The following is a 16,184-nucleotide window of genomic DNA, read 5'->3' as shown; positions in this document are numbered from 1 at the left end:
GGGCCTCTCACCAGGGTGATGTATATATGCATCACAACGACCGTGGAGGGGGCGTGGCAGTGAGCGGCCACTGGTGGGCGGGGATCGACTGGTCTTGGGGGCTCCAGGACTTCGTCGTCATCGACCGGGGCGGCGCGACCGTGCTGCACTTGCGCGTGGAGGAGAGCCACGAAGGGGTCACCCAGATCCTGAATGCGCTTCGCGGGCTCAACCCGACCTCGCACCGGTTCTCCCGCCGTCAGGTTCCCGTCGCGATCGAGGACGGGAACCGGCTCCTGGTCGCCGAGCTGCGACGCCACCGGCAGCCAGTCATCGTCGTTCCGCCCGCGGTCACCGCCCGCTACCGGGGGCGGCACACGGCCGCTGTCTCGAAGTCCGACCGGACCGACGCCGAGTTGCTGGCCGACATCATCCGGCAGAACCCTGCCCGTCGCCGTCCCCTCCCCGAGACTTCCGACCGCGCCCAGGCCATAGCCGTCCTGGCCCGCGCCCAGGAGTTCCACGCCGACACGGTGCGCAGAGCGATGGTCCGGTTGCGCTCCCACTTGGGCATGTACTTCCCGGCCGCCGCCCACGCCTGGAGCGGGATGCAGCACGGGCTGCGCCGCGCTGAGGCTCGGGCCGTGATAGCGCTCGCCCCCACGCCGCGCCACGCCGCCGCCCTGACCAAGCGCAAGTTGTACGACGTCCTGGCCGCGGCTGGCCGCACACGGCTCCTGGACCAGGAGGCCGCGCGGCTTCGCGCCTTGTTCGCCGAACCCCAGCTTCGTCAGCAGCCGCAGACCGAAGCGGCGATGGGCGAACGCACCCGGCACTACATCGCCGAACTGGATGCCGCGTGCCTCCGTGCCGAGCAGATGGCCGCCCAGACCGATGCCGCGTTCTCCCGCCACCCGCACTACGCGATCTACCGCTCGTTCCCCGCGTGCGGGCCGCTCATCGCCGCCCGTCTGTTCGGCGAGATCGGCGACGACCCTGCGCGGTTCCTCACCGCGAAGGGGCTGCGCGCGTACGCCGGCACCGCCCCCATCACCTGGTCCTCGGGCCGCAGCCACGCTGTCGTGCACCGGTCGGTGTGTAACCGCGCGCTGAAGCGGGCCGCGCACCAGTGGGCTTTCGGCTCCCTGACCCGCTCCCCTGGCTGCCGCGCCCTGTACGACGCGCGCCGCGAGCGAGGCGACGGGTACGCGGCCGCGCTGCGCCATGTCTCCAACCGGCTTCTGAGCGGCCTGCACCACTGCCTACGCACGGACCAGTCCTACGACGAAGCCGCGATGTTTCGCACATGATCGGCGGGTCAGTTGGAGAGCGGCCGGAGCATACGTTTGTTTTCACCCCGGGCCGCCGCAAGCCTTCAAGCGGAAGCGACGCCCGGCCGCTCCCCACCCGCCCCCGTACCGCCCCGATCCGGGCTGGTCGACGGGCCGCTGGAACAACACCTGATGCAACTCCCTGGGTCAGTGCGAACCCTCACGCGGGAACGGTGCCAGCGGCCTCTCCACCAGCCCGGACGTTCCGCCCGTCGCCACTGCGCGGCTCCAGGAAGAAGCTCTCCATACCAACCCCACCTCTCGACAGCGGAACCACACCTTGTGCTCCCGCACGCTACCGACTCACACAGTGCCCGCCTTGACTAGCGCTGCTGGCACGGCACTTGAGCTGTTGCCCACGCCAGTTGGGCAGGCGTCCGCTCAACGGCCCAGCGGGATCTCCGTGACCGGCTCCCACGTCATTCGCCATCCACCAAGTTCCTCGTCGAAGATCCAGGCCACATCCAGCAGGTGCACCCGGTCGACGTGCAGGGTGGCCCGACGCGGTGTCACCTTGTTGCGCAGTGCGCTGTTGAGCGAGTCGGACGAGGCTGCGCCGTAGCTGTAACCGATCGAAATGTGTGGCCGCCCGCCAGCGTGCTGCAGCGCCTTCTCACCGCGCGTCTTGCGGACTGCCGTTCTGATCCGTTCGACGAGGACCAGCGTGTCTTCTTCCGGCCACACGTCCAGTACTGCGCCCGAGACGTTCCCGATCGGCGGCCCAACTTCGGTTGTGAACGCTGGTACGTCGGCCAGCTCGGACCGTAGCGCGTCCGCAACTTCCGCCCGCGCTTCCTCGTCGTACTCGTCCGACGGGACGTCGGCGAGCATTTCTCCGGTCAGGTGCAACAGCCCGGCGTCGTGAGGGTCGTTGCCGCACTGCGGATCGATCGGGTACTCGGCCATCAGCGATCGACATGTGTAGGCCATCTCAAGCAGATCATCGTCGACCCCAGGGCGAGGTAGTACGTACACATGCAGGGCCCCCATGCCGCCGCCCGGCCACTGGCGGCCCTGAAATTTCGGCACGAACGGTTCCATCCGCGAAGACGCCTCCCTTGTTTGTGGCGCCCTTGTGGCGCCGCCCGGACAGCGTGACCGTTTTCCCCGCGTCGGGGCGAAGTTTTGCGGCATCTTCTCGCCCTCGCGGGGTGCTTCGCCGCATGCGGGGGACGTAAGGGCAGTGCAGCCGCCACGGTCTGTTGCCCGAATGTGTACGTAAGGAACCGCCGCTGTGAATGCTCCCGCCCCCTCCCATCGCACTGTCGGCCTCATCGTCGGCGCCGCCCTCGTCGTCGGTGCCGGCATCATCTCCATCGTCGTGCTCGGTGGCAGCACGACACCCCACCCCGAGTCGCCCCGCCCGCCTGCCGCCCAGGCAACCAGCGCGACGAAGAATGCCCCGAGCGCCGCCCCGACTGCGGAGGCGAGTTGCCTGCTGTACGACTTCGAGTGCCAGGCCGAAGATGGCTCCGGCGTCATCCCCCGTACAGGCTGACCACCGGCCTCGACCCGAACGCGGACCCAGCGCCCGGAGTCCGGCCGCTGTCAGAGCCCCCTGCGAAAGTGGGCACATGAGCACTACCGCCAGGGACATACCGCAGCTCGTCGGGCTGCTCCGCGTTGCGGTCCAGCAAACGCTGGTCGAGCGGGCCGACACGATCCGCCGGTCCCTGCCGCCCCGCCCGGCCGACGCGCAGGACCGCCACGCGTGGCTGTGTTCTCTCGACGATGACCAGGCGCGCCGCGCCGCGCTCCTGGACCGGCTCGACGCCCTGTGCGGTCACCTCGCCGACCGCCCGGCGCTCGGGTACGCCTCTGGTGACCCTCTGCCCGTGGCAGCCCTCGAAGAGGCCGACGGGTTCACCGGCGAGGACACGGCCGCCTTGATCGCCGAGTATCGGGCGCTGCGCGGTGTCAGTACCCGGTGAAACACTGCGGCGCATGTGGAAGAAGGACTCAAGTCTCGCCGTCGCCATCCTCGCGTTCCTTGGGCTGCTCTGCGGAGCCGTCTTCGGCTACCTCGTCACGCATGAGGTGACGAGCGTGGTCTCGGCCGCGGTGGGCTGCGGCGCCGGCGCGGGCTTCGGGGCGTTCTTCCGTCTGCGCCGGAGCCAACAGCGGCAGGCTGAGGCGATGAAGGCCGGGTTCGGTGCGGGTCTGGCGCAGGGCGCGCTCATCGCCGCTGCCTGCTATCACCGCGCCGCCTTCCCTCGTACGGGGAAGGGAGCCGTGTCCGCGGAAGAGGTCGCGGGGCTGCGCTGGGTGGCGTTCCAGCAAGCGGCTGAGGAAGAACTGGCGACTCCCGTGCGGGAGGCTGCGGCCAGGCTGCTGGACGCGGTCGACCGCGGGGCCCAGAGTGCTGCCGACTCCTTGCTCCTAAACCTGATGACCGTCGTCCACGAACAGCACTGCTCTGCTCACGTCACCCGATCGGCGCGACGCTAGTCCCCTCCGCGCGGATGCTGCTTCGTTGCACAACGAACGGAGCACCACATGCAGCTCGCCGTCCTCCAGGCCCTCGACTCCTGGGAGCAGTACTGGCGTCAGACTCAGGCCGCGGCCGTCACCGCGCTGAAGACTGCGTTCCCCCGCCTCGGCGACCGGCCGCGGTACGTCGGCTGTGACGACATCCGTCTGGAGTATGAGGAGACCGGGCGTGGTGGCGGTCGGGTCTGCCTCGACGACGAGGGCCGCGTCAGCGTCGAGTTCGACCAGGTTCCCAACGAGGTGATCGCGGGGGCCGTCGACGAGGTCCGGTTCCCGTACCTGGACTATGCCGAAGGGCCGCTGTGCGGGGCGCCGCCGGGCACGTATGTCTATGAGTGCGAGGGCTCGGGCGGGCAGTTCGAGTTCGTTCTTGGCGCGGGCGGGCACGGCCAGGTCGTCATCTCGTTTGCCGCCGTCCCGGACGTCGTGGCGGTCCTCGATGCCCTGGAACGCGCCTTCTCCGATCATGAGGCTGACGTGACGCAGCGGTGAGCGTACTGCTCGCGGGCTGCGTACGCGTCACCGCCGGAGTAGGGCGGTCTGGGGTGCGCGCGACGTAAGCAGTCCTCGCCGTCCACTCTCCCGCTCGCCCCGCCGCTTCCTCGCGGGCCGCACCCCGCGGTCCGGCGCGCGGAGGCAGGACGGGAGCCGATCATGGCCCGACGACGTACCGGTCCCACGGATACAGTCCGCGACCTCGTCTACCAGCGCGATGGCGGCTGCTGCGTACGCTGCGGCTCGGTACACCGGCTGACGATCCACCACCGCGTCAACCGAGGTATGGGCGGAGCGCGGGAGCCCTGGATCAACCAGGCCCACAACCTGTTGCTGGCCTGCGAGGTGTGCAACGGCTGGTTCGAGGATCATCCGAAGCCGTCGTATGAGGCGGGGTGGAAGGTGCGCCGCCCGCAGGTCCCCGACGAGGTGGAGGTCCGGTACGCCGACGGGTGGATGTACCGGCTCACCCCGGACGGCGTGCGCACCGCGGCCGTGGGAGCGGCCCGATGAAGCGCGGGGCTGCGGCGTTTGTCGACTTCGGCCGGTGGACGGCTGGCACCTGGAGCAGCGAGACGCCCGGCATCTGGTTCGCGGTCGGCTACACCTACCGCAACAGCGAGCGCCCGTACGGCATCTGCGGGCCCGCCATCACGATCGGCCGCCGCACGTGGGCGGTGTTCCCCCTGTACTCCCGCGCCGAGTACAGGGCCCGGAAGAACGACCCGTGGGCGAAGGAGAGCGAGGAGTTCCAGCCCCTTCCTTCGCCTCGCCGCGGTCTGCGTCGGCTGCTGTGGTGGCGGTGAGGCGGCTGGTCGGGCTCGGCGTGCTGCGTCGCGGCGGCGTTCCGCACACGGCGGTCGGCCGGGTGGCCCTCACCGACGCCCCACGCGCTGGCGATCCAGGTGCGTACGGTGACGTCGGTGGGCTGGTGGTGATAGTCGGCCGGTTCGGGTTTGCGCTGCTCAGACGGGGTGCGCGGCGGTCGCCATGACAAGAGGGCGCCTGGCGCTGTACTATTTGTGGGTTCGTTCGGCATGGGGTTGCCCCAGCCTTCGCCGGCACCGGCACGGTGCCCGTCCAGACGGAGGCCAGCATGCCCGCTGTGCACCACAATCTCACGGTCCCCGACCACAAGACGCTGCGCGACGAGGCCACGGCCGAGGTCGAAAAGGAGCTGGGTAAGATCGCCCGGCCCGACGACCGGTTCAAGAGGGCGTGCGAGATCGTGCAGCAGGCCGACCTGGAGATCGCCGCCCACTCCGAGGAGCGCAACCAGGCCGCTCTGTCCCTGTGGTTCTACGACGGCGTGCGCGGCCTGGACAAGGTCCTCGGCATCACGCCCAACGCCTACTCCGAGATGCGCCGCTACGCCCTGACCGGCGACAAGAAGGCGACGATCAACCCTGGTGGTGACCTCCGCAACCGCATGACGCCCGAGCAGCGCATCGCGGCCGCCAAGAGGGCCGGCGTGCCGCGCCTGGACTCCGAGGAGGCCGCGGAACGGCTGCCGTCGCTCGCGGCCACGGTGTCGGTTGCCACCGCCCGCAGGAAGGCCGCGATGCCGTTCCTCCAGGACGCCGCGCTGGCGCTGACCGAGGAGCCGTACGGCTGGTCCACGGAGCGCATCGGCCAGCTGGGCGATGTCACCGCGAAGTACGTGCGCGACGTGAAGAACGCGGCGAACAAGCGCCGCGGTCGCTGACACCCATCAAGGCCGCTCCCGAGCAGGCCGTTGAGCGGGCGCGGAGAGATCGCAAACGATCTTGAGTCACCCGCGAACTGGGGCCCGCTCGCATACCCGCGAGCGGGCCCCAATACTTCATCGCTGCACGGAGCGTGAAGGCCCAGCGCGGTATGGCTCAGTCGAACATGTTGCCGCTTGTCGAAATGGGGGACTCGTGGTCGCGCTCACTGTCCGTCAGGGGGTCCTCTTCCTCCTGCTTCTTGTTCTGTTTGTCCTCATCAGAGCCGGTGACGATCTTCTTCGCCTGCTCGGCAGCTTCGCCGAGTCCGTCTTCGATGCCCATGGGTGCTCCTTCGTTCGTGGGTGAGCAGACATCACCAGGCTGGTTCAGTTGCTCGACTCCTGCACGGTCTTGGCACCTGGATTAGCCCAGTTGGAGGCCAGCCGTGCACCCCGTTGAGGCCGTGGAATAGCGCAGGGTCAGAACACTGACCCTTCCCCAATCTCTGTTCCCGGCCGCCCCGAGCTGACGGGTGGCCGCTGCGAGAAGCACCGACGTGAGGCGGAGCGGTAGCGCCGGTCGCGTGGGCGCGGGCTGCCCTCTCGGCTCGGCTCTGAAGCGTCACCGGCGCCGGGTCTTCAGGCCCCGGTTCACCAGGGAGTACCGGGGCCTGAAAATCCGGCGCCGGTGTAACCGGCCACCGGTGGACCGGGTCCCGGCAGATCAGGCGCCCTTAGTAAGAACATCAAGTAAGACCATTAAGTAGTTACGGTGCCTTCGCTCCGCTCAGGCACCGTCGGCATCCGTCGACAGGGGACTCGACTGCGAACCAGCGGGCGCGGCTCGTTGGTGATCAAGGTGGATAGGCTGTGTTCATGTCACGTGTACGAGTCGCCCTTGTCACTGTCCTCGCCGGAGCGGCCGCGCTTACCGCCTGCTCCTCCTCCAGCAGCGATAAGCCGAACCCTGCCTCGGGCGGAGGCAAGCCGGTCTCCTCTCCGGCTCCGAAGCCGATCACGAAGAACCTCAGCCAGGCGCACCTGACGCAGGCTCTGCTGGGCGATGGTGAGGTGCTTCCCGGGTACACCGTGCACGGCAGCAAGTCGGTGACCGAAGGGCAGTACTGCAACGAGGCGGACGACGACTCCATCCCCAAGGGGTGGGTCCGCGGCTCCGACGTCGACTATGAGTACAACGGCTCCACGGTCAACATGGCGTCCCTGGATATCTGCCTCTTCGATACCGCCGAAGACGCCCACAGCGCCTACACGGCGTGGAAGGGCGACGAGACGAACAAGCAGCAGAAGCCCAAGCGTCCCGTGGGCGACGAGAACACGCTCGTGATCAACCCGGGGGCCAGCGAGGACGGCGTTGACGGATACGTCCGCTCCGGCCGGGTCAACATCCGCGTGGAGATCGACGGCGCCACCGGCGGTGACCCCTCCGGCGCACAGACGATGCTCTCCGCGACGTTGAAGCGACTTCAGCAGCTCCAGGCAGGAAAGCCCGCCACGGTCACGGCCGCCGACGAGCAGGCAGGGGCCCGCCAGTAGCCGGGACGGAAGGACGAGACCCGGCGCGCTGTCACAGAAGTGGGCGCGCCGGCGTTCCCACCGGCATGACCACCATGCCCATCACACTGCCCCTGGCCCGCCACTACTACGAGACCCGCCGCGAAGTCCTGGCCGCGGGCGGCGAGCACGTCACCCCCTGGTACCGGCTCACCCCGGACGAGCGCGCTGTCGCCGTCACGGAGGCAGTGATCATCCTCGAAGCGGTGCGCCGCGCGAACGACGAGCACGCCGCCCTCTTGGGCGTCGTCGACCGCTCTGGCTCCGCTGCCGATTCCGACGTGGCGCAGGTGTAACAAGATCGGGCCCCTGACGTACTACTAGGTGCTGAGGCCCGCGTAACCCCTCCCCCCCCCAGGTTGCGCGGGCCTTGAGCCAGACTCCGGCGGGCAGCGCACAGGCAGCCGCCGGAACCCGCGGTCTGGCCGGGCGTCAGGGCATGGGCCCCCGGCCAGACCGCGACACAAACCCGGCCCGAGCGGCACCGTCGCGATCATGTCCCGCACGCAGCCTGACCAGCCGACACGCACCCGCGTGGCCCCCTCGGCAGCCAAGCTGCAACATGCCCGTCCCGGCGTCGTCTCCCGCGACGCTGCCAACGTCGCCGACATCCTCCTGCGGCTGCCGCCCACCGAGCGCCGCAACGCCTTCAAGCAGCACCTGACCGCCCGTGAGCGCGCCGTCGTCATGACGGAGGTCGAGCGGGCGACAGGCTCCCTGTACGGCCTGTGGCGTGACTCGCCGTCCGGGTTCGTCGAAGATGTCCTCGGCGAAAGCCTGTGGTCGAAGCAGCGCGCGGTCCTGGACGCGATCGTCGACCACAAAAGAGTGGCCGTGCCCGCCGGGTTCGGCGTGGGCAAGACGCATCTGGCCGCCCGCGCCGCCGTCTGGTTCACCAACGTCTATCCGGTCGGCACCGCTCTCTGCATCACCACGGCGACCCGTTTCCGCCAGGTGCAGCGGCAGCTCTGGCCGCACATCCGCAAGGTGGTGCCGCGCGCCGGCTTGCCGGGGTCCTGCGACACCGTGCAGTACAAGATGCCCGACCCGTACGGCAACGACTTTGTCGCGGCGTACGGGTTCTCCGCACCTGCCAATGACGAGGCGGCGATGCAGGGCATCCACATGCCCCACCTGCTGCTCATCGTCGACGAGGCGGGCGGTATCGCCCCCATGATTGGCCACGGCACCAACAACCTTCTGACCGGCGGGCACGCGGCGATGCTGGCCATCGGCAACCCCGCGATGGATGACCCGGCATCCTGGTTCGAAGGGCTGTGCATCGAGGGCGACGACCCGAGCGAGCCGACCACCGTCACCATCCCGATCTCCTCGCTCGACTCCCCGGCGATCACCGGCGAGCTCGCGCCGTACTGCACAGACTGCCCCGACGGCGTCGACCGGCACTCCCTGGCCGACCACATGCCCGACCAGGACTGGGTGGACCGCACGATCAGGTCGTACGGCGAAGACCACCCGTACGTGCAGGCCAAGGTCTACGCCCGGTTCCCCAAGGGCGGCGGCGGCATCGTCATTCCGCCCAGCTGGGTCGAGGCCGCCATGTCCTACGAGGACCCCACCGGAGACGGCTGGCACCGCCTGTGCGACCTCGGCCTGGACGGCGAGAACGCCGAGCACACCGTGCGGGAGGGCTCCTGGGTCCGTCTCGGCGTAGACGTGGCGGCTGACGGTGGCGACGAGTTCACCGTGTTCCGGGCCGTGGGCGACACGGTAACGTTCCGGCACGCCTCCGCCGGTGCCGTGAACGACAACCAGGTGTCCGTTGCCGAAGTGGTCCTGTCGGAGATCCATGCCGCGCAGCGTCTCGCCGACGCCCTGCACTCCCCGCACGCCGTACGCGCCAAAGTCGACCAAAACGGGATCGGCCATGGAGTGGTCAGCATGCTGGAGCGGTGGGCCGAGACAGGCCGGCACCGCGCGCAGATCGTCGGCGTCATGGTGTCGGAGTCTCCGAGTCAGGACGACCCGGGCGCCGTCATGCGGCCGTGGCGAAAGCGGGACGAGATGTGGCTGGCGACGAGGAGCCTCCTCCAGCCGGACCCGTCCTCCGGCCGCGGGCGGCTGCGCCTCCACGTCGACAAGAAGGCAGCTGCGCAGCTCTCCACTCCGAAGCTCTTGTCGAGAACCAACGGCTACACCGAGGTCGAGTCGAAGAAGGCGATGCGGGCCCGCGGTATGAAGTCGCCGGACCGTGCCGAAGCCATCCTCTTGTCCCTGTACGAGCCGGAGCCCCTGTACAAGCCGCGCCGCCGCGGACTCCTGAACTGAAGGACGCCCTGGCATGGCTACATTCGGAAACATGAACGACGTACCAAGACGCCTGGACCCGACGATGGACCCGGCCTCGGCCGCGTTGATCCTGGGGTGCCAGCCGCGGCAGGTGGGCCCGTGCGTTCGCTGCCACGGCCTGACCGCCCGGTACGGCGACCGGGCGCAATCGATCTGCCCGGCATGCAGGGCAGAACAGCAGTCCGGCGCCGCAGGAGCCGACCGGGCGCACTCTTGACCACGAGCCCGATCGGTGCTGCCCTGATGGCGAACATCGCGTCGACGGCGCGTCCGCTGCCTGACCACTCAGGGAAGGAAGTCGCTCATTGAGATCGAAGTGACCTACGACGAGGATGGCAACGAATGCGTCGGGACCTTCCCGGAGTACCCGGAGCCGGATAGCGAGCCGCAGTGCCGGGTGCACCACAGCAACTCGTGCGGCTGCGAGCCGGAAGAGCAGGACATCGGCTTGGCCGGGCAGCGGTTTTCCACGGAACCGCCCTTCCCGTCGGGTTGGCACCCCTTGCCGTGCGACGACCTTGACCCGGAGCCCCGCTGGTAGGTCAGAGCGAAAGGTACGCGGAGAGGAGGAGTTCCGACTGGGGCGAGAGCGTGACGACGTGGATCTGGTCGCCGTCGAGGTAGGTCAGGGTTCCCGGGACGTCGTCGACCGCCGGGTGGTAGTCCCCACGGGAGAGCGTAGACAGCACACTGCTGCGCAGCCCTTCATTCAGCGCGAGCGAATACGTGAGGGGCACGGCAAGATCGACCTCGTCGTTTGCGAGCGCCGCGTTCACCAGCGTGCGGATCTGCTCCACCGTCATCATCTCGGCTCGTTCGATCACGAGACCAGTATGGAGGCGGCTCAGCGCATCGAACACCCTGCACCTGGCAGTACCGGGCAGGCTACCCTCCGATCTATGACAGACCCGTTCCTCGCCGCCCTTGAGCAGGCCACTCGAACTGTCGTCGCGCGCGTCCGGGGGACGACTCCAGGGGCCTCCCCCGCCACCGCGACGTCGGCGGTCAGGGCGATCAGCCACAGCTACTGCTGTGACCCCAGCCTGGCGTTGTGCGGCCTCGACCTGAACGGTATGCCGTCCGCCGGAGAAGGCGATCAGGACTGCGTCGTCTGTGCGGATCTCGATGCAGTCAAGGCAGCCTGCCCGATGTGCGCCGCGGGCCAGAGCGCGGCCTGAACTCGCTGCCGGCCGGGGGCCGCTGACCGAAGCGCATCACCCCCGACCGTACTTCCACTCCTTGAGCCGCTGGGCCCTCGGGGCGTGCCCTACTGGGTGGGGTGTTCGTCTAGCCAGTCCGCCAGTTCGTGCGCCGAGCCGAGCACATCGGGCCGGTTGGTGAACGCGTCCTCGCCGACGCCCATACCCTCCTCCATCTTGTCGATGAGGGCATACGCCGGGGAGTAGAAGTCCGGGCCGGTCCGCTTATCAGCGTTCATGGCCTTCCGCAGCTTCCGCGCGGGTTCGGCGACGGCCTTCATCTTGCCCCAGCACTCGCCCGTGGTCTTCGGGCATCCATCGCTGGCGTCGAAGTTCTCGACGGCCGCCTGGAACGTCTTCGTCGCGGCGGCCACGCTCGGCGCCTTCGGCTTGGCGGGCGCCTTCTTCTGTGCCGCGGCCTCACCGCCGCAGGCGCTCGTCCCCATCACCGCGGCTGCGAGCAGCACGCTCGCTGCGGTCTTCCCCCAGGTGTGTCTCCCCATGGGAGTGGATCATGCCATGTCGGGCCGGACCGTTAAGAGGGGCACTTGTCACGATGTGCTGGGGAGCGTTGCGTGTTCTCGGCGTGCCTGGTCCTTGCGCAACCGGTACTGGAACAGCAGCTCGCGCGGGTGCATTGACCTCAGTTTCGCGCGGCGGTCCCATTGGCGGACTGCCTTGACGAACTGCTTGGCCCCGGAGGTGACAAGGGCCGGTGTGGGCCGCACGAATTCGGGTTGGAAGACGGGTTTCCCGTCGAGGCGTCCGATGATCATGGACCCGGTCTTGTGGCCTTCGCGGTGGCGGTACTCGATCCACAGGCGGGCCTTGGGGTTGGTGACCCGCACAAGGTCCTCCCCGAGCTGTTCGGCCCTCGCGCTGTTCCATCCGTGCACACGGCAGATGTCGTGGGCGAACTCGTCCATGCGGCTGGCTCGGGGAGCGTCGGACATCTCGTCCTTCATACGTGGCTCCATTGCTCGTTGGCGTCCGGGTCAGATGGTGACGGCGAAGCGAGAGCGGAGTTTGTTCAGCCCTGCGAGATACCCGGGACCCCACCGAGTCATGGAGAAGTCTTCGGTGTCGTCGTAATTGCCCGGTGGGGTGCGGTGGTTGTGGGAGATGACCGACCAAAGGCGCGCTACCGGGTCGTTGTGATCTGTGAGGTCGTGTCCGAGGGCGTTCAGACGCCTCTCCCAGTCGGCCCGCAGATCCTCATCCGAAGAGCCGGTCGCGAAGAGGGCTTCGACCTCCTCTGCGGGCACTGCATCCGGCGTAACTCCGCGCTCGGCAGCCACGATGTAGTAGGCGGTGGTGAGCCCCGCAGCACCTTCGGCTACCACTACCCCGTCGATGTTGATGCCGTAGCCGTTCAACGGCTGTTCCACCACGCGCAGCGTGCGGTCCCACGCCTGCTCCCACAAGGTCGGCCCGCCCAGGGACTGCCATGCGCGGAGCTGGTCTACGACGGTCCTCACCATGGGCCCCCAGTCTTTCGCCGTTGCTCGTCCGACCGTTTCATACCCGGCGATGGGACGGAAGCAGACTTGAGAGATCCGGCCGTGGGCCCCTGCCTGGCCCCCCAGTCGTACGTTCCTTCCGCCCCCGAGTGCGTCGGCTGCGGGCCGATCTCGTGCTCACGCGGCGTACGCCACGCTCGTTGTCTCGCTGATGATCGTTTTGGCCTTGGTGCGGCAGTCCTGACAGGCGGTGAGGCTGTCGCCGCAGATGGTGGCCGCGAGCGCGTCCAGGGCGCCGGTGCTGGCGATGTTCAGCAGCCCCGGAGCCTTGCGCTTGCACGACGGGCACGAGTGCGTCTTGCCCGCCCGCCGACCGCACGCGATGAGCGCAATCTCCTCCAGCAGCGCGGACGGATCGGTGATGCTCACGCACGGACTCCCTTCGGGGACATGGGCTTGAAGTGGGCGATCGGTTTCAGGGAGGCTGTTCCGGCCTGCTCGTAGACGCGCGTCTGCTGGCAGTTCGAGCAGCGGTGGGCAACGAACCAGCGCAGCGGGTTCTCCTTCGCCAACGGGTTGCCCTGGCGGCCGCCCGCCATCACGCACGGCCCGGGGTCCCCACACCAGTCACATGCGGACGCGTACGGCGCTGCGCCCCACTCCGACCACCGTATCGGCCGCCCGTCATGCTCGGTCGGCAGGCTCAGTGTGGTGTACGTCGGCAGGTCCGGGATTGCCCAAAGGCGCCGTCCTCGCCGCTCCGGTCCGGGCTCCGGCGGCGAGTTGACGGTGCCGGTGGCGGCCAGTTGGCCCGGTTGCGGCTCGGGCTCGCCGCGGAGTGCTCGCAGGCACGTTGTGCACAGCCGCCTCTCGTCGACCGGCTCTGCCCAGGGTCGTACGCCCGGCGCCGACGAGGCGTCCGGGCGGCACTCCACGGGCACGGTGAACATCGCGGCCGCGGGCACTGTGGCGCCCTCGACGGTGACGTGCAGTTCCATCCGGCCTGCCGCGCGCACGATGGCGCGACCGGCCCAGGCCGGGGCTGGCCTTTCCACGGCCAGTGCGGTCACGCCTCGCCCTCCATCCACGCATACGGCAGCGGCGGCGCCATCACGAAGACGTGCCGCCGCCGGCACCCGGACCCGGCGACGAGTGCGCGACTCTCCATGCGCCACGATCGCGAGACCCGGCCCTCGCCGCACGCCGGGCACGGCACCTCGTTACGGACCTTGACGTGGGTGTAAGGCAGAGGCGGCGGGAAGATCGGGAACCCGGCGGTGAGCGCCAGTGCCTCGGCTGCCTTGGGCTGGAGGCGGATGTAGACCTGTTCCCGGTCCTGGGCCGGGGCGGTGATCTCCTTCACCGCCCCGGCCACGAATGTGCCCGGCATCAGCCCTCCTGCACGGAGGGCATGGTGATGCGCGGGCGGGCGCCCGTCGGCGGCGCCGGGTCGTCCGTGCGGATTCGGAACGGCCACAGGCCCTCGGAGTTGGGGGCGTAGCCGCGCTTGTACCGGACCGTGCCGTGCCCCGTCTTCTTCGCGTCGCCCCACACGATGGGCATCGGGATGGAGGTGGGCGGCCCCGCGATCCAACCGTCGGCCAGGTGCCCCAGGGGATCGTCCGCGCTCGGGTATGCCTGCGCCGGGCCGTCGAGCGCCATCTCGACGCCGCGGTACGGACCGTCGATGAAGACCACCGGGTACTGCGTCCTCGGGCCCCGAACGGCCTCCGCGTAGACGGTGCGCTGCCGGTCCTGCCACTCCAGCACTTCCCGAGCGGTGGGGGTCGGGGTGAACCCGAGAACTGCGCGGAGCGCCGCCACGCTGGACAGCAGCTCGTGGTACGCGGCGTGCGGGAAGTCGTTGCGGAAGCGGTCGCGCAGCAGCGAGCAGGACGCCTTGTCGGCGACCTCGACCAGGTGCATGTCCAGGAGTTCGGGGTCGATGTGCTCGCCGCCGCGGGCGAACACCGCGGCGGCGCGGTCGACGTCCCGCTCGGTGACGGGTGTTGCGGTGGTGCTCATGGGAGGGGCATCTCCTATGGGAAAAGAGGGGGGAGGGCTACTTCGGGTTCGGCACGGGGGCCTCGGGACGGACCACGAGGCGTGTCAGCGGCCGGTCCTCGCGCACGGCGTTCCATGCGGAGACCAGGTAGGCCAGGTGGCGCGCCCACAAGATCTGGCCTTCCTTGGCGCGCTCGGAGGTGACACGGGCGCGCAGAGCGAGGATCGGGTGGCCGCTGGACAGCTCGACGCCATCGCCCAGGCGCTGGAAGAACCAGGCGCACTGACTGGGGTCGATGGCGTTGAAGAGGAAGTGCGCGGTCCCCAGCGCAGACTGGGGGATATGGGGGAAGGCAGCTCGGGTGCGCAGGGCGATTTCGGCTGAGCGCCGGATCTCCGGGTGCTTCGCCAGCAGGGCCTTGGACTCCGCGGTGGTGGGACTGATGCGGCGCGTGAACTTCCGGTCGCCCTGCTGCCACGTCCAGACCCGGCGGAGTATGGCCGCAACCGTGGTCGCATTCGCTTCATCCGCCAGGGACAGGGCATCTGCCGTGGTCCGCCGCAGGCCGGAGTCCATCGTGGCCTGCGTCTCCGGGGGCAGCCCTCCGACGATGAAGGTGGTGACCGGCTCGTCCGCCTTCACCACGGCGTGCAGCCGGTGCTGACCGTCGAGGACGTTGCCCTGCACGTCGACCTTGATGGCTTCGCCGTTGAGGGGCCAGGTGTTCGCCTGGATGTCGCGCACGTAGTCCTCGACCGTGGCGGCCCGCACGTTGCGGTTCTTGGTGTTGCGGCGCAGCACGCGGCTGGCCAACTGGGGGTGAAGCTCGATGATGTGAGCGCTAGGACCGTTGGAGTTCGCCAGCAAGCCGTCCAGCTCCCGGAGCGTCTTCGGGGCAGGGTAGGCGGGGGCGAGCGTTGCAGCAGTCATCGGAGGGGCATCTCCTCGTATTGGAGTTGTACACGTAGCGAGGGCCCCTCAGCGGGGCCTCCGCGTCTATGTACGTGCCAGCCGAGAATTTGTTACACCTGTCGCGTCGCCCCAGGTCAGCGGCCCGGTCAAGCGACCTCGACTATCACCAGGGAAATCCGCGTCCCGCCGGTCGTCACGGCTGGCCCCATCTCCGGGTACGGACCGAGCAGGTGGGCCGAGTTGTCGTCGGGGAGAAGCCCGGCGTCGACCAGGCCGTCCACATACGCCTTCGCCGTCGGCGCCCAGTTCCCCGGATCACGCTTCCGCTTGATCGGCCGCGGGTGCAGAACGTAGTACACGGCCGCCCGCTCCAGCCGCGGCAGGCGCCGGGCCCGCGCGGTCAGTGCCGCCTCCTGCCGCAGCCGCTTCTTGAGCCGGTACTCCGCCATGTGGTGCAGCCTCTGATTGCTCGACAACAGATCCCCGTACGGCATGAGCAGCGTCCATGACCGCACAGCGCCCGGGAGGCCGGCGAGGGCTCCGTTCAGGTCCGGCGGCTCCGGAGTGGACGGCGGCCCAAGCGCAGTGCGCCGACTGCGCGGCTCGCCCAGGACGGTCTTGGCTGCGGCGGGGCGCCCTACTGCGCGCCGCGCCCGCAGTGCCTTGAACTCCTTCTCCGCCGCCCTGAATGGCACAGTCGACCCCTTGATTCGCTTCCGGTCTGCCAGTCGGCGGCTGCTCCTC

Annotated in this window: 25 protein-coding genes; 13 read left to right on the top strand and 12 right to left on the bottom strand. The window is 69.1% G+C overall.

Annotation, left to right across the window (positions count from 1 at the left end; genetic code table 11):
* Positions 1-53 precede the first annotated feature (53 nt).
* A complete protein-coding gene (locus AC07DI_RS22890; protein ID WP_478905882.1) occupies positions 54-1,289 on the top strand; it encodes an IS110 family transposase in 1,236 nt (411 codons plus the stop codon).
* Between the two features lie 402 nt (positions 1,290-1,691).
* On the opposite strand, the gene AC07DI_RS22885 is transcribed toward AC07DI_RS22890, so the two are convergent.
* Positions 1,692-2,351: a 2'-5' RNA ligase family protein gene (locus AC07DI_RS22885; RefSeq protein ID WP_478905881.1), complete on the bottom strand. Its 660-nt coding sequence runs from the start codon at positions 2,349-2,351 to the stop codon at positions 1,692-1,694.
* A 193-nt stretch (positions 2,352-2,544) separates the two neighbouring features.
* On the opposite strand from AC07DI_RS22885, the gene AC07DI_RS22880 reads away from it, so the two are divergent.
* From AC07DI_RS22880 to AC07DI_RS22850, 7 genes are all read left to right on the top strand, one after another.
* The gene (locus tag AC07DI_RS22880) at positions 2,545-2,808 is read left to right on the top strand and encodes a hypothetical protein (protein WP_478905880.1); all 264 of its coding nucleotides are present in this window, start codon (positions 2,545-2,547) and stop codon (positions 2,806-2,808) included.
* A gap of 76 nt (positions 2,809-2,884) precedes the next feature.
* Positions 2,885-3,241 (top strand): hypothetical protein, encoded by a 357-nt coding sequence (locus AC07DI_RS22875; RefSeq protein WP_478905879.1) that lies wholly within the window; start codon positions 2,885-2,887, stop codon positions 3,239-3,241.
* Positions 3,242-3,254: 13 nt separating this feature from the next.
* Positions 3,255-3,758 carry a hypothetical protein gene (locus AC07DI_RS22870; protein WP_478905878.1) on the top strand — a complete coding sequence of 168 codons (504 nt, stop codon included), beginning with the start codon at positions 3,255-3,257 and terminating at the stop codon, positions 3,756-3,758.
* Between the two features lie 48 nt (positions 3,759-3,806).
* Entirely contained in the window at positions 3,807-4,292 is a 486-nt protein-coding gene (locus AC07DI_RS22865; protein WP_478905877.1) for a hypothetical protein, read from the top strand.
* A 162-nt stretch (positions 4,293-4,454) separates the two neighbouring features.
* Complete coding sequence (locus AC07DI_RS22860; RefSeq protein WP_478905876.1) at positions 4,455-4,808, top strand: HNH endonuclease; 354 nt, start codon at positions 4,455-4,457, stop codon at positions 4,806-4,808.
* The gene (locus AC07DI_RS22855; RefSeq protein ID WP_478905875.1) at positions 4,805-5,101 is read left to right on the top strand and encodes a hypothetical protein; all 297 of its coding nucleotides are present in this window, start codon (positions 4,805-4,807) and stop codon (positions 5,099-5,101) included. The genes AC07DI_RS22860 and AC07DI_RS22855 overlap by 4 nt, the downstream gene beginning before the upstream one ends.
* 290 nt (positions 5,102-5,391) lie before the next feature.
* On the top strand, positions 5,392-6,000 hold the full coding sequence (locus tag AC07DI_RS22850) for a hypothetical protein (RefSeq protein ID WP_478905874.1): 609 nt from the start codon (positions 5,392-5,394) through the stop codon (positions 5,998-6,000).
* Between the two features lie 157 nt (positions 6,001-6,157).
* Here AC07DI_RS22850 and AC07DI_RS22845 read toward each other — a convergent pair whose 3' ends face one another.
* Positions 6,158-6,325, bottom strand: coding sequence for a hypothetical protein (locus AC07DI_RS22845; protein WP_478905873.1), 168 nt, complete (start codon positions 6,323-6,325; stop codon positions 6,158-6,160).
* 533 nt (positions 6,326-6,858) lie between these two features.
* Here AC07DI_RS22845 and AC07DI_RS22840 point away from each other — a divergent pair.
* From AC07DI_RS22840 to AC07DI_RS22825, 4 genes are all read left to right on the top strand, one after another.
* The gene (locus AC07DI_RS22840) at positions 6,859-7,536 is read left to right on the top strand and encodes a hypothetical protein (RefSeq protein WP_478905872.1); all 678 of its coding nucleotides are present in this window, start codon (positions 6,859-6,861) and stop codon (positions 7,534-7,536) included.
* Between the two features lie 74 nt (positions 7,537-7,610).
* On the top strand, positions 7,611-7,850 hold the full coding sequence (locus tag AC07DI_RS22835) for a hypothetical protein (protein WP_478905871.1): 240 nt from the start codon (positions 7,611-7,613) through the stop codon (positions 7,848-7,850).
* Positions 7,851-8,049: 199 nt separating this feature from the next.
* Positions 8,050-9,843 (top strand): hypothetical protein, encoded by a 1,794-nt coding sequence (locus AC07DI_RS22830; RefSeq protein WP_478905870.1) that lies wholly within the window; start codon positions 8,050-8,052, stop codon positions 9,841-9,843.
* A 337-nt stretch (positions 9,844-10,180) separates the two neighbouring features.
* Positions 10,181-10,405, top strand: a complete 225-nt coding sequence (locus AC07DI_RS22825; protein WP_478905869.1) for a hypothetical protein — start codon at positions 10,181-10,183, stop codon at positions 10,403-10,405.
* Position 10,406: 1 nt separating this feature from the next.
* On the opposite strand, the gene AC07DI_RS22820 is transcribed toward AC07DI_RS22825, so the two are convergent.
* Positions 10,407-10,688, bottom strand: a complete 282-nt coding sequence (locus AC07DI_RS22820; protein ID WP_478905868.1) for a hypothetical protein — start codon at positions 10,686-10,688, stop codon at positions 10,407-10,409.
* Positions 10,689-10,763: 75 nt separating this feature from the next.
* Between AC07DI_RS22820 and AC07DI_RS22815 the strand changes: the two genes are divergently transcribed.
* Positions 10,764-11,042 carry a hypothetical protein gene (locus tag AC07DI_RS22815; RefSeq protein ID WP_478905867.1) on the top strand — a complete coding sequence of 93 codons (279 nt, stop codon included), beginning with the start codon at positions 10,764-10,766 and terminating at the stop codon, positions 11,040-11,042.
* Positions 11,043-11,131: 89 nt separating this feature from the next.
* On the opposite strand, the gene AC07DI_RS22810 is transcribed toward AC07DI_RS22815, so the two are convergent.
* The 9 genes from AC07DI_RS22810 to AC07DI_RS22770 form a co-directional block, all read right to left on the bottom strand.
* Positions 11,132-11,566: a hypothetical protein gene (locus AC07DI_RS22810; protein WP_478905866.1), complete on the bottom strand. Its 435-nt coding sequence runs from the start codon at positions 11,564-11,566 to the stop codon at positions 11,132-11,134.
* A gap of 48 nt (positions 11,567-11,614) precedes the next feature.
* Positions 11,615-12,028, bottom strand: a complete 414-nt coding sequence (locus AC07DI_RS22805) for a hypothetical protein (protein WP_478905865.1) — start codon at positions 12,026-12,028, stop codon at positions 11,615-11,617.
* A 30-nt stretch (positions 12,029-12,058) separates the two neighbouring features.
* Positions 12,059-12,544 carry a hypothetical protein gene (locus AC07DI_RS22800; RefSeq protein ID WP_478905864.1) on the bottom strand — a complete coding sequence of 162 codons (486 nt, stop codon included), beginning with the start codon at positions 12,542-12,544 and terminating at the stop codon, positions 12,059-12,061.
* A gap of 156 nt (positions 12,545-12,700) precedes the next feature.
* Positions 12,701-12,952 carry a hypothetical protein gene (locus tag AC07DI_RS22795; RefSeq protein WP_478905863.1) on the bottom strand — a complete coding sequence of 84 codons (252 nt, stop codon included), beginning with the start codon at positions 12,950-12,952 and terminating at the stop codon, positions 12,701-12,703.
* Complete coding sequence (locus AC07DI_RS22790) at positions 12,949-13,593, bottom strand: hypothetical protein (protein WP_478905862.1); 645 nt, start codon at positions 13,591-13,593, stop codon at positions 12,949-12,951. The genes AC07DI_RS22795 and AC07DI_RS22790 overlap by 4 nt, the downstream gene beginning before the upstream one ends.
* Positions 13,590-13,913, bottom strand: a complete 324-nt coding sequence (locus AC07DI_RS22785) for a hypothetical protein (protein WP_478905861.1) — start codon at positions 13,911-13,913, stop codon at positions 13,590-13,592. The genes AC07DI_RS22790 and AC07DI_RS22785 overlap by 4 nt, the downstream gene beginning before the upstream one ends.
* Entirely contained in the window at positions 13,913-14,548 is a 636-nt protein-coding gene (locus AC07DI_RS22780) for an RsbRD N-terminal domain-containing protein (protein ID WP_478905860.1), read from the bottom strand. Before AC07DI_RS22780 ends, AC07DI_RS22785 begins: the two co-directional genes overlap by 1 nt.
* A gap of 37 nt (positions 14,549-14,585) precedes the next feature.
* Positions 14,586-15,458, bottom strand: a complete 873-nt coding sequence (locus AC07DI_RS22775; protein ID WP_478905859.1) for a hypothetical protein — start codon at positions 15,456-15,458, stop codon at positions 14,586-14,588.
* A 128-nt stretch (positions 15,459-15,586) separates the two neighbouring features.
* Positions 15,587-16,135: a hypothetical protein gene (locus AC07DI_RS22770; RefSeq protein WP_478905858.1), complete on the bottom strand. Its 549-nt coding sequence runs from the start codon at positions 16,133-16,135 to the stop codon at positions 15,587-15,589.
* Between the last annotated feature and the right edge of the window lie 49 nt (positions 16,136-16,184).

It is taken from the genome of Streptomyces sp. NPDC044106, from assembly GCF_056433985.1.
This window is presented reverse-complemented; position numbering and strand designations above follow the sequence as displayed.